The organism is Actinopolyspora alba (assembly GCF_900112765.1).
Taxonomy (GTDB): domain Bacteria; phylum Actinomycetota; class Actinomycetes; order Mycobacteriales; family Pseudonocardiaceae; genus Actinopolyspora; species Actinopolyspora alba.
The window spans coordinates 85,191-96,729 of record NZ_FOMZ01000003.1 but is presented as its reverse complement, the minus strand read 5'-3'; the positions used below and the strand labels follow the sequence as shown (position 1 = coordinate 96,729).

Annotated in this window: 11 protein-coding genes; 5 read left to right on the top strand and 6 right to left on the bottom strand. The window is 67.8% G+C overall.

Annotated elements, in window-relative coordinates; all coding sequences use genetic code 11:
• Positions 1–75 precede the first annotated feature (75 nt).
• Together BM150_RS23620 and BM150_RS05040 are read left to right on the top strand one after the other, a co-directional pair.
• On the top strand, positions 76–267 hold the full coding sequence (locus BM150_RS23620; protein WP_139219453.1) for a hypothetical protein: 192 nt from the start codon (positions 76–78) through the stop codon (positions 265–267).
• A 181-nt stretch (positions 268–448) separates the two neighbouring features.
• Positions 449–2,029: an alpha/beta hydrolase gene (locus tag BM150_RS05040; protein ID WP_217641371.1), complete on the top strand. Its 1,581-nt coding sequence runs from the start codon at positions 449–451 to the stop codon at positions 2,027–2,029.
• A 391-nt stretch (positions 2,030–2,420) separates the two neighbouring features.
• On the opposite strand, the gene BM150_RS05035 is transcribed toward BM150_RS05040, so the two are convergent.
• The 5 genes from BM150_RS05035 to thyX form a co-directional block, all read right to left on the bottom strand.
• Complete coding sequence (locus BM150_RS05035; protein WP_245755269.1) at positions 2,421–2,600, bottom strand: hypothetical protein; 180 nt, start codon at positions 2,598–2,600, stop codon at positions 2,421–2,423.
• A 464-nt stretch (positions 2,601–3,064) separates the two neighbouring features.
• Positions 3,065–4,756: an RNase J family beta-CASP ribonuclease gene (locus tag BM150_RS05030; protein WP_092925003.1), complete on the bottom strand. Its 1,692-nt coding sequence runs from the start codon at positions 4,754–4,756 to the stop codon at positions 3,065–3,067.
• A 32-nt stretch (positions 4,757–4,788) separates the two neighbouring features.
• The gene (dapA, locus tag BM150_RS05025; protein ID WP_092924572.1) at positions 4,789–5,733 is read right to left on the bottom strand and encodes a 4-hydroxy-tetrahydrodipicolinate synthase; all 945 of its coding nucleotides are present in this window, start codon (positions 5,731–5,733) and stop codon (positions 4,789–4,791) included.
• Between the two features lie 236 nt (positions 5,734–5,969).
• On the bottom strand, positions 5,970–6,596 hold the full coding sequence (locus BM150_RS05020; protein WP_092924571.1) for a TIGR03085 family metal-binding protein: 627 nt from the start codon (positions 6,594–6,596) through the stop codon (positions 5,970–5,972).
• Between the two features lie 89 nt (positions 6,597–6,685).
• Complete coding sequence (thyX, locus tag BM150_RS05015; protein ID WP_092924570.1) at positions 6,686–7,438, bottom strand: FAD-dependent thymidylate synthase; 753 nt, start codon at positions 7,436–7,438, stop codon at positions 6,686–6,688.
• A gap of 278 nt (positions 7,439–7,716) precedes the next feature.
• On the opposite strand from thyX, the gene BM150_RS05010 reads away from it, so the two are divergent.
• The 3 genes from BM150_RS05010 (at position 7,717) to BM150_RS05000 (ending at position 10,074) form a co-directional block, all read left to right on the top strand.
• The gene (locus tag BM150_RS05010; RefSeq protein ID WP_092924569.1) at positions 7,717–8,262 is read left to right on the top strand and encodes a toxin-antitoxin system HicB family antitoxin; all 546 of its coding nucleotides are present in this window, start codon (positions 7,717–7,719) and stop codon (positions 8,260–8,262) included.
• A 185-nt stretch (positions 8,263–8,447) separates the two neighbouring features.
• The gene (locus BM150_RS05005; RefSeq protein WP_092924568.1) at positions 8,448–9,401 is read left to right on the top strand and encodes a DUF4097 family beta strand repeat-containing protein; all 954 of its coding nucleotides are present in this window, start codon (positions 8,448–8,450) and stop codon (positions 9,399–9,401) included.
• A 151-nt stretch (positions 9,402–9,552) separates the two neighbouring features.
• Complete coding sequence (locus BM150_RS05000) at positions 9,553–10,074, top strand: GNAT family N-acetyltransferase (protein ID WP_092924567.1); 522 nt, start codon at positions 9,553–9,555, stop codon at positions 10,072–10,074.
• A gap of 182 nt (positions 10,075–10,256) precedes the next feature.
• Here BM150_RS05000 and BM150_RS04995 read toward each other — a convergent pair whose 3' ends face one another.
• Positions 10,257–11,462 carry a winged helix-turn-helix domain-containing protein gene (locus BM150_RS04995; protein ID WP_092924566.1) on the bottom strand — a complete coding sequence of 402 codons (1,206 nt, stop codon included), beginning with the start codon at positions 11,460–11,462 and terminating at the stop codon, positions 10,257–10,259.
• Between the last annotated feature and the right edge of the window lie 77 nt (positions 11,463–11,539).

Sequence of the window (11,539 nt, the reverse complement as noted above, 5' to 3'; positions counted from 1 at the left end):
GGTATCGGTGCTCCGTCTCTCTCGTAACACCAGCCGAAAAGCCGTCCATCGCTGTTCTCGGAGGAGCCGCTCGTCATGTTCACAGCCACAGGGTTCCGGCCACGAGGCGACACGCCGTCGAGCGGGCGACCAGGAGCGGCGGAGGACGGGCACGCGTCGAGGTCGTGGAGTCGTGACACCCGTTCCCGGCAGGACCGCTCGGACGTCGCCGTCGACGGCTTCGCCGCACACATTTCACCCACCCGGGTGGGTGTGGTGCTGCGGTGACGTGACAAGTACCGGGACGGACATGCCGATAACACTGGTCGGGAGTCTTCGGACGGAAGGACGGACCTGGACGTCCTTCGCCGGGAGGAACACGAAACTTCGGTGGACCGTCGGCGAGCAGCGGCAACACCACGAGTCCGGGAGAGCGAGCGAACGGAAACGAGTGCGGAAGAATCTCGCCGTGACACTGATCGTCGGAGTACTCGCCGGCGGTCCGGTGCCACCCGCTACCGGGGCGACGGGCGTCGCCCCGGAGTTCGAACCGGCACCGATCCGATGGGGACAGTGCGGGGACGGGAAGCTGCGGCGGGCAGGAGCCGAATGCGGTTTCCTCCGGGTGCCGTTGGACTACGCGAGGCCGAACGGCAGGAAGATCTCGCTGGCGGTGTCACGGATCGAACACACCTCTCCCGAGGCGGAGTACCAGGGACTCATGCTGGTCAATCCCGGTGGCCCCGGGGGCTCGGGAAGAAAGCTGTCACTGCTCGGGGGCGCCGTACCTGGGGCGGCGGGAAGCACCTACGACTGGATCGGGTTCGACCCACGCGGGGTCGGCGCCAGCAGACCGGCGCTTTCCTGCGAACCCGACCACTTCTCCACCGACCGTCCCGCCTATGTCCCCGACGGGGAGGGCGTGGAGCGGAAGCGGCTGCGACGCGGTGCGGACTACGCGACGGCCTGCGCACGCGCGGCCCCCGAACTGCTGGAGCACCTCAGCACCACCGAGACGGTCGAGGACATGGAGAGCCTGCGCAAGGCGTTGGGCCGTGAGCGGATCAATTACTACGGCTTCTCCTACGGCACCTATCTCGGGCAGGTCTACGCCACGAGATACCCCCGGCGGGTGCGCCGCCTCGTACTGGACGGCGTGGTGGATCCCAGGAAGGTGTGGTACCGATCGAACCTGGAACAGGATCTCGCCTTCGATCGCGTGTTCGCGCGCTACACCGACTGGATCGCCGAGCACCATTCCGCTTATCATCTCGGTCGGACCGGCGAGGAGGTCCGGCGACGCTACTATCAGCGGCTCACCGAACTGGACCGTGCACCCGCGGGCGGTGTGATCGGTTCCGCGGAGTGGACCGACATCTTCCTCCGGGCCGGATACGGTACGCGAGGCTGGGAGAGGATCGCCGAGGCGTTCGCCGCCCTGGTGCACGAGCACGATCCCGAACCGGCGAAGCGGCTCTACGAAGCCGCGCACAGTCAGGGGGACAACAGCTACGCCGTGTACCTGGCGATCGAGTGCACCGACGCGGAGTGGCCGAAGCGGTGGAGTACCTGGCGGACCGACCACTGGCGCGTCTACGCGCGTGCACCGTTCGAGACGTGGGGCAACGCCTGGTACAACGCGCCCTGCCGTACCTGGTCCGCACCGGCGGGCGATCGGCTCCGGGTGAGCGGTGACGATGTGAGCGGGGCACTGCTGATCAACCAGGAGTTCGACGCGGCCACTCCCTACAGTGGCGCGCTGGAGGTCAGGCGGCGGTTCCCGGAATCCGCCCTGATCGGAGTGCGCTCGGGAGTGACGCATTCCGGCTCGCTGTCGGGCAACGCGTGTGTGGACGATCGGATAGCGGCGTATCTGGCCGACGGCGAGCTGCCCGAGCGGAAGAGGGGCGATCGTGCCGACGTGGTCTGCGCACCGCTTCCCGCTCCCGACCCCGGCTCCGAACCGAATTCCGGGGCGAAGCGGCGGTCGGAACCACGAACCACGCAGCCGACGGTGTTGCGCACGGCGCTGCGGTCCGCTCGACGTTGAGGTTCCACTCGACGCCACGGAATCACTCGACGTCCAGCGGGAGCGCACTGGACACCGCGGGACCACTCGGCCTCCCGGAATGTCCGGGAAGACGAGCCTCCACACCGAAAAAACGCTCGGCGCCGCACACGATGTGCGACGCCGAGCGCTCCCCCTCCCCTGGTGTGACTTCGGCCCGTACCGGCTTCCCGTTCGACCGCTCCCCGAGCGCGCCCACCCCGACAGCGCCCATTGGGAAACGTCACCGGTTCTACCCGTTCGGTTCGGTGTGCCCGACGGCTCCCACTTCACTCGGGCACCCGAACACCGGATCGCCGATCACGAGAACTCCGTCACACGTCTTCGCGGCACGTACCGGTCCCCGCCACCGCGGCGGGGACCGGTCGCCCGATCAGCGAATCTTGGCGTGGTCGACGATGGGCGCGTTGACGCAGTGGCTGTTCTGCGAGGAGCCGATGTTGCCGACGATGGCGAGCACACCGACGTTGTTCCCGCAGAGCTGGATCGGCAGGACGCTGATGTTGTTGTCGTTGAGGATGTTGATGCCGTCGTTGTCATAGCTGTCGGCCATGGCGGGTGATCCGACGGCCATGAGACCGGCGGCGGCTGCCGATACCGTCAGAAGGCGAAGCGACTTACGCACGATCGGACCCCAATCTGCGATCTACTGCTACTGCCGAGCGAACCGGCTCAGCGGAAACACGAAAGTTTCCCCGCAAGCTTTCCGCCGACCGGCTGTTTTCCACATTGGCATCACAGCCGGGAACCAGCGCGCGCAGTCACACCATCGAGGCAACATCACCACACGAAAGTGCTGTTGCAAACAAAATGTGTCCACGGTAGCCGGAACCGCACCCGGGATTATCCACTCGAAAGTGTCTTTCAAACGGCCCCGAGCTCACGATCGCGGGGCGGCACGGAACACGGAGTTCACGAACCGCCGAGGACGTTCCCACCGACGTACCCGCTTCCACCACGAGCCGGTGTGCGGTCGCGCTGTGCCGGCGCTCCGTCAGCCGGAACGAAAAACCCGGTTCAGGAGCTCACCGGAAGCACGTTTGGCACGATCATCGGACGACGCCGGTAGGTGTCGGCGACCCACTTGCCGACCGTACGCCGCACCGTCTGCGCGATGCGGTGCGTATCGCTGATGCCCTCGGCCTCGGTCCGCGAGAGTTCCATCTCCACCAGCGGAACTACCTCGTCGAGCGCCTTGGGGTCGTCCGAGAAGCCCCTACCGGAGACCGTCGGGGGTGATACCGCGCGTCCCGTACCGGCCTCCACCGCCACCGTGATGGAGATGAAGCCGCCCTCACCGAGCACCAGTCGATCGGACAACGTGGACTCGCCGACGTCACCGACCGAGAGTCCGTCCACGTAGACGTGTCCGACCTCGACCCGGCCCGCGATGCTGGCGATACCGTCGATCAGGTCCACCACGACGCCGTCCTCGGCGATGACCACCCGGTCGGGTTGCACCCCGGTGAGGGTCGCCAGTTCGGCATTGGCCCGCAGGTGCCGCCACTCCCCGTGCACCGGCATCACGTTGGCCGGGCGCACCGCGTTGTACAGGTAGAGCAGTTCGCCCGCCGAGGCGTGCCCGGAGACGTGCACCTTGGCGCTCCCCTGGTGGACCACCTCGGCCCCCAACCGGACCAAGCCGTTGACGACGCCGAAGACCGCGGTCTCGTTGCCGGGAATCATCGAGCTCGCCAGGATGACCGTGTCGCCGTGCTCGATGCTGATCTGCTTGTGCTCGCCACGGGCCATCCGCGACAGCGCCGACAGCGGCTCCCCCTGCGACCCGGTGGAGACGAACACCACGGAGTCGGACGACATCTGCAGCGCATCGTCCAGGTCGACCAGGGCTCCCTCCGGAACCCGCAGGATGCCGTGCTCGGCGGCGATCCCCATGTTGCGCACCATGGAGCGCCCGACCAGGCAGACCTTGCGTCCGTAGGAGGTCGCCACGTCGAGCACCTGCTGCACCCGGTGCACGTGGCTGGCGAAGCAGGCCACGATCACACGCTGCGTGGCTCGTCCTATCACCGAGTCCAGCACGGGGCCGATCTCGCGTTCCGGTGTGACGAAGCCGGGCACCTCGGCGTTGGTGGAGTCGACCAGGAACAGATCGACTCCCTCACTGCCCATCCGCGCGAATCCCGCGAGGTCGGTCAACCGACCGTCCAGCGGCAGCTGGTCCAGCTTGATGTCACCGGTGTGCAGCACCGTCCCCGCGGGGGTACGGATCGCCACCGCCAGCGCGTCCGGAATCGAGTGGTTGACCGCGAAGAACTCTAGGTCGAACTCGCCGTGACTGCTGCGCTGCCCCTCCTCCACCTCGACGAGCCGCGGCGTCAACCGGTGTTCCTGGCACTTGGCGGACAGCAGCGCGAGCGTGAAGCCGGAACCGATCACCGGCAGTTCCGGACGCTGCCGCAGCAGGAAGGGCAGAGCGCCGATGTGGTCCTCGTGCCCGTGCGTGAGCACGATCGCCTCGATCTCGTCGAGGCGGTTCTCGATCGGGCCGAAGTCGGGCAGTATCAGATCCACCCCGGGGGAATCGTCCTCCGGGAACAGCACACCGCAGTCGACCACCAGCAACCGACCGTCGTACTCGAACACGGTCATGTTCCTGCCGACCTCACCGATACCGCCGAGGGCGACCACCCGTAGCGCCCCCTCCTCCAACGGAGGCGGGGCCGGAGTCGCCGACGTCGGTGTCAGGGGATGTTTCTCGGTCGACGTTGCGCGTGCTGTCAACGCGATGTCACCTCGGTTGCCGCATCGGGATTGACCAGGACCAGACCAGCATCCCACAGATCGCTGGCGATGATGCGCACCTGTTCGTCCGTGGCCGACGGCAACGGGAGCCGGGGTTGCCCCGTCTCGTAACCACACAGGCGCAGTGCCGTCTTGGAGAAGATCACACCACCGACGAAGTTCATCGACCGGTAGACCGGGAGCAGCCCGTAGTGAATCTCACGGGCGGTGGCTACGTCACCGGACTCGTGCGCGTCCAGCATCTGGCGCAGCCGGTCACCGACCACGTGGCCCACCACGCTGACGAAACCGACCGCCCCGGTGGACAGCCACGGCAGGTTCAGCGGGTCCTCGCCGGAGTAGTACACGAGGTCGGAATTGGCGATCACGTCGCTGCCCGCGAGCAGATCGTGCTTGGAGTCCTTGACCGCCTTGATGCGGGGGTGCTCGGCGAGCCGCTTGAGCGTCTCGGTCTGGATCGGAACCACCGAGCGCGGCGGGATGTCGTAGAGCATCACGGGAAGTTCCGTGGCATCGGCGACCGTGGTGAAGTGCGAGTACAGCCCTTCCTGCGGCGGCTTGGAGTAGTAAGGGGTGACCACGAGCAGCCCGTGGGCCCCGGCCTTCTCGGCCCCGCGCGCCAGTTCCACGGAGTGCGCGGTGTCGTTCGTTCCCGCCCCCGCGACCACGGTGGCACGATCCCCGACGGCCTCGGAGACGGCACGCAGCAGCCGCTCCTTCTCCTCGGTGGTGGTGGTGGGGCTCTCACCGGTGGTGCCGTTGACGACCAGGCCGTCGTTACCCAGCCGGTCCACCAGATAACAGGCCAGCTGCTGCGCGAGAGCCGTGTCGAGATTCCCGTCCGTGTCGAACGGGGTAACCATGGCGGTGAGAACGCGCCCGAAAGGACGACCTTCGGTAGCTGTGGGACTGACGGTCATAACTGCTGACGCTACCCTCCGAGGAGATCATCGGACGTGCCCGTCTCGGAACTGTGTCCCGGGAACGTCCGGGCGACGGAAACATCACGACGATTCGAACCGCGGCGAGGCATTGTTCCGCGCCCGACGGGAACAACACCCGGATTCTTCCACGACTCCGAGCAGTGAGACACATCACTTCTCGCGGTGCCCGGGGCACCGCGGACCCGACTGCCCCACCGACCGGAGCCGCTCGCTCAGACGCTACGGCGAAGATCCTCCACCGCCAGCACGTCGGCCTCGTTCCCCTCGAAGCTGACCTGTGCGGGCTTCCTGCCGAAGGCGTGCAGCAGGAGCTCCTCCGAGGAACCGAGGATGCGCACCGTGCGCGGCCCGTTCTTCGCGGAGATCTCGTGGCCGTCCGGACGACGAAGCACCACGCCCACCGGGCTGCGGCCGTAGAAGTACCTGGCGGTGCGGGACAACGCCTTCCAGAGGGCCTCCGAACGCTCGGGATCCTCCGGTCGCGGCTGCCAACCCGGCTGTGCCCGGCGGACGTCCTCGTGATGCACGTAGTACTCGGCGCTGTTCACACCCTCGTTGACCGCCCCGATACCGAGCGGGTTCCACTTCGGCGGCCCCTGACGTACCCGGTCGACCAGCTCCTCCCACTGAAGTTGAGCCAGTTCGCCCCGAACACGTTCCCCGCGATCGGCCAGTGCCTTCAGCAGCTTCCCACCCGCCGCGTCCGGGCGGTGTTCCCGCACCACCAGGTGAACGGCCAGCTCACGCGTCGACCAACCGTGGCACAGCGTCGGCGCCTCCGGCCCCAACCGCTCGAACAGATCACACAACTGCTGACGTTCGTCGTTAGCCACACCCATGCCCGCACTCTAGCCGGAACATCCGGGCGAGGTCCGCGCGAGGAGGTGATCCACGGCCCGCAGCGGATCGTCGAGGGTCACGAGGCGGATCAGCCCTCGGTCACGTACGGACTCGAAGCCACCTCGGTGCCGTCCCGTAGTTCGGTGATCTCGAAGTCACCGAAGACGTTGGGGGCCACTCCCCGCAACTGCCTGAGGCATTCCACGGCCAGCCCGCGGATCTCCACGTCGGCGTGCTCACTGGCGCGCATCGCGACGAAGTGCCGCCAGGCGCGGTAGTTACCGGTGACGACGATGCGCGTCTCGGTGGCGTTGGGCAGTACGGCGCGGGCGGCCTGTCTGGCCTGCTTGCGGCGCAGCGTCGCCTTGGGTTCGTCGGCGAACTTGTCCTGCAGCGCCTGCTGCAGATCCGCGTAGGCCTCCAGGCCCGCCTTCGTCGCGGCCAGGAACTTCTCGTGCAGCTCGGGGTCCTCGGCGATGATGTCGGGCTCGACCATGCCCGCGTCCCGTTCGGGGACGTAACGCTGCGACAGCTGGGAGTAGGAGAAGTGCCGGTGGCGGATCAGCTCGTGGGTCAACGAACGGGAGACGCCGCTGATGTAGAAGGTCACGGTTCCGTGTTCGAGCACGGAGAGATGCCCGACCTCCATGATGTGGTCCAGGTACCCGGCGTTGGTCGCGGTGGCGGGATTCGGTTTGCTCCAGGACTGGTAACAGGCACGACCCGCGAACTCCGCCAACGCCTGCCCCCCGTCGGCATCGGTCGACCAGTCCACGTCTTCGGGCGGGAAGAACTCGGTCTTGCCGATCAGCCGTACCTTCGGCGGAACGATCTCGGTCACGGCGGGCGAACCCCTTTCCTGCGTACTACGGCCGGCGCGATGCCACCGGCGATGACTCCCCCGGGAGGCCCGCACCGGCGATCGGCGTGGCCACTTCCCTCGTCGAACACCCTAACGACCCCGAGTTCGCCGGCCCGACGCGCGGTACGCGGCTGCCGAACCCGATGCCTCACCGCACCGGGACCACGCACGAGGCCGCTCTCCCGGCGACCGGACAGGACTCGCGACACCACTCCCCCCCCCTTGCGGTGACACCAGAATGACGTCATGGTGACGTCATGGATTTGAGCTCGCACATCAGCCAACTCCGTGAGGACCTGACGGCGGCGGCATCGATGGGGGACGAGGACACCCGACACGCCGCGACCCTGTTGGCTGGGGCGCTGGAGCCGGCTGTTCGGCTGACCCTGATGAACGCGCTGTCCGATCTGGCGGCGGAGGTGACCACACAGCTGGACGGCCGCGTGGTCGACGTGCGCCTCGAGGGCAGGGACGTGCGCGCGGTGGTGAGCGGGCCGAGCGAACACCGCCGGGAGAACGCCGAGGAGGAGCCCCCACAACCGCCTCCCATCGGTGACAGCGGCGACATCAGCAGAATCACGCTGCGACTGTTGGACGAGATCAAGGGACAGGCGGAACAGGCCGCCTCCACGCAGGGCGTCTCGTTGAACACCTGGGTCGCCAGGGCTGTGCAGGGGGCGCTGCACGGCAACCGGCCGCACGGCGCCTGGAGCGGTGGCGGACCGGAGCAGCCGGGCCGCTCCGGGGACTCCGGCCAGGACGTTCCCGACTCCTCCCGGCTGTGGGGATGGGTCACCGGCTAGCGGCGGGGCAGCCGACGCGGATCGACGCTCGACGTGTCCCGCGAGACTTCCCGAGGTAGCGGGATCACCGGCCGAGGTGCGACCTCACGGGCGGGTGGAGGGCTCACCCGCACCAGCCCCGATCCGGCAGCTCTCGGGCACACCTCGCAGCGGCCCACTCAGGACTTCCCAAGGAGCAGAGCAGGATGAGCGAACATTCGGAGCCGCCGCCTCGGGAACTCGTGCGTGACCATGAGTTCCGGGCCTCGGGGCCGGTGGAACTCGACCTGAGTAACGGCCTCGGCCCGATCGAGGTCGAGCTGGCGGAGTCCGAGACGGTTCGGGTGGAGGTGCGGCACGAGCCGGAGCACGGCTATCCGGACTGGCGAGGCGGGCTCAGCGGACTGTTGAACTGGGTCAGCGAGCAGTTCAACGAAACCGGCATCAAGCCCGGGAACGGACGCGGCAACGGCGGCACCCGCGAGGGAGAGCGCTCGCTGAACGCGGCGGCGGAGGCGGTACAGCAGACACGGGTGGACATGACCAACAGCCGAGTGGCCGTGCATCCGCCCACCACGGTGCCGCTGCGCTCGGTACCACTGGCGGTTCGGGTACACGCCCCGACGGGTTCCCGGGTCAACGCACGAACCGGACCGGGCTCCATCCGGATCGGCGGCAGCTCGGGGCGGCTCAGCCTGCAGAGCGGTTCCGGCTCGGTACTCACCGATGAGGCAACCGGCACCGCGACCGTGCGAACCGGGTCCGGACAGGTCCGGCTCGGAACCATGCGGGCCGGGTTACAGGCACGCAGCGGTAGCGGAAGAATCGAGATCGCCGCGATCGAGGCCGCTTCCTCGGTGGTGACCGGCAGCGGCAGTGTGTGGCTGGGCAGGATCGCCGACGACCTGCTGGTGCGTTCCGGCAGCGGTGACATCACCGTCGCCGAGGGAACGGCGGGGCAGGTGGAACTGATCACCGGCTCAGGAGAACTGCAGTTCGCCGTGGGACGCGGCGTCACCGCGGAGGTGGACCTGACATCCTCGACCGGCAGCATATCCAGCGAGCTGGAGGTTTCCACGGAACCGCCCGGCACGGAGTCCGCGCTGAAGCTGTTCGGCCGCACCGGCAGCGGGCAGGCACTGTTGACCTCGGCTGTCTGACCCACGGACGAGATCCGAACACCCTCGTCACGGCGCTGGAAGTCGAGATTCGACGAGCCGGCGGCCACAGGACGGATGGACCGAGCGCCACCACCTCAACCCCACCGCCGACCACCGAACACGTGGGAGCTACTCGTCCGGAGGTGGAGCAATGAGCGAGTGGGAGCGTTCCTCGGTCGTACTCCTCGACGTCGATGAATCGGTACTCGAACAGCTGGTACGGGCAGCGATCACAGATGCCGCCGCCGACGACGTGACCCCACCACTGACCGTCGGCGCGGGCTGGACAGCTACCAGGGTCCGTTGGTTGCGGTGTTTCCATCGTGAACGCCGTACGGGACTGAGCGGCCTCGCGGGCGAGGCAACCTGGGGGGTGGTCACAGACCTGGGTCTCATCGGCTCGGTGCGCCTCAGACGCATCGACGAAGACGTGGCCGAGGTGGGCGTCTGGTTGACGCGGAGCGCTCGAGGACAAGGTCTCGGGACAGCGGCGATGGCAGCGCTGCTGCGGCAGGCATCCGGACAGAATTTCCGCGAGATTCGTGCGAGCACCACCGCCGGCAACGTCAGCGCGCTCCGCGTTCTACGACGGCTGGGATTCGCCCTCACCCACGAGAGCGATGGTGTCGGTGTCCAGGCGCTGCTCCACCCGCACGCGAGCCCGGAGCGGTGAGGGCAGAAGGCGCTCAGTGGCTACTTCGGGAAACAACCACGACAACCACCACGCGCACTCGGCGATCGACGATCGGCCTCGGCCACCCCGCACCATGTCACCAACCCCGGATGCGGGACGGCCAGCGAGGCTTCCTCGACCGAGCTCCGTCGTGCTCGTTTCGTGCGATCCTCCCGGGAGGATCACGCCACGAGGCGCAACCTGGTGGCGAGCTCACCGCGCTCTCCGACGACCACGTCGCCCAGCCCGAGCCAGTCGGCCATTTCGCGCAGTGCGGCGCCCAGCTCGGAGGCAACCCGGTCGTGCTCGACGTCCGGCTCGGCGAACACCCCCGGAACGCGCAACACGCCCTCCTGACGATCGGCCTTGAGATCCACGCGCGCCACGATCCGATCGTCCAGCAGGAACGGGAACACGTAGTACCCGTACTCCCGCTGCTCCCGGGGCACGTAGATCTCGATGCGGTACCGGAAGCCGAACAGTCGCTCGGCTCTGGGGCGGAACCAGATCAGCGGGTCGAACGGGCAGAGCAGTGCCCGAGCTGCGACCGAACGGGGCGTACGAGCACCGCGATGCACGTAGGCCCGATCCGACCAGCCCTCGACGGCGACGGGACGAAGCTCGCCCTGCTCGACGAGTTCGTTCACCGCCGCGCGGGAGCGCTCCGAAGACAGCCGGTAGTAATCCCGCAGATCCGGTTCGGTGGCGATGCCGAACGCGCGGGCGGCACGGGAGACCAGGGTCCGCACGGCCTCGTCCACGGGTGGATCCTGGGCCAGGATCTCCGGGGGCAGCACGCGCTCGACGAGATCGTAGTGGCGTTGGAAACCGCGCCTGGTGGCCGTGGTCAGCTCCCCGGCGGCGAACAGGAGTTCGCAGGCGTGTTTGGTGTCCGAACGGTTCCACCAGGTGCCGGTTCCCGTCTTGGACCCGCCGATCTCGCGTTCCAACTCCGCCGCACTGACCGGGCCGCTCTCCTTCACAGCGGTACGCACCTCGTCGGTCAGTCCGGGCGCGCGCTCCAACAGTTGACGGTAGCGGCGCCGTGAGGTGTCGGCGTGTTCCCGCATCCGCCATCGCAGTAACGGCCAATCGGTCAACGGGATCAACGAGGCCTCGTGTGCCCAGTACTCCACCAGCAGACGGCGGGAGCCGGGATTCCAGGCGGCGTCGTCGAGCGACGACCTGTCATAACCGCCGATCCTGCTGAACAGGGGCATGTAGTGGGCACGTACCGCCACGTTGACCGAGTCGAGCTGCAGCAGGTTCGTGCGTCGCAGCACACGACGCAGCCGCCCTCGGTCCGAGGTGCCGGTCACCGGAGGGTCGGAGAATCCCTGGGCGGCCAGCGCGATCCGTCGAGCCGCCGCGATACCGATCGTGCGCATACCGGGCAATCATGCCAGCGGACACCGACACACCGTGTATCCGTACGACGATCCGGTTTCGGCCACCACCACCGACC

Coding starts and splice junctions, on each gene's coding strand:
- BM150_RS05005 (WP_092924568.1), top strand. CDS start 8,448: ATGAGCGAACATTCGGAGCCGCCGCCTCGGGAACTCGTGCGTGACCAT.
- BM150_RS05000 (WP_092924567.1), top strand. CDS start 9,553: ATGAGCGAGTGGGAGCGTTCCTCGGTCGTACTCCTCGACGTCGATGAA.
- BM150_RS23620 (WP_139219453.1), top strand. CDS start 76: ATGTTCACAGCCACAGGGTTCCGGCCACGAGGCGACACGCCGTCGAGC.
- BM150_RS05020 (WP_092924571.1), bottom strand. CDS start 6,596: ATGGGTGTGGCTAACGACGAACGTCAGCAGTTGTGTGATCTGTTCGAG.
- BM150_RS05010 (WP_092924569.1), top strand. CDS start 7,717: ATGGATTTGAGCTCGCACATCAGCCAACTCCGTGAGGACCTGACGGCG.
- dapA (WP_092924572.1), bottom strand. CDS start 5,733: ATGACCGTCAGTCCCACAGCTACCGAAGGTCGTCCTTTCGGGCGCGTT.
- BM150_RS04995 (WP_092924566.1), bottom strand. CDS start 11,462: ATGCGCACGATCGGTATCGCGGCGGCTCGACGGATCGCGCTGGCCGCC.
- BM150_RS05035 (WP_245755269.1), bottom strand. CDS start 2,600: ATGGCCGACAGCTATGACAACGACGGCATCAACATCCTCAACGACAAC.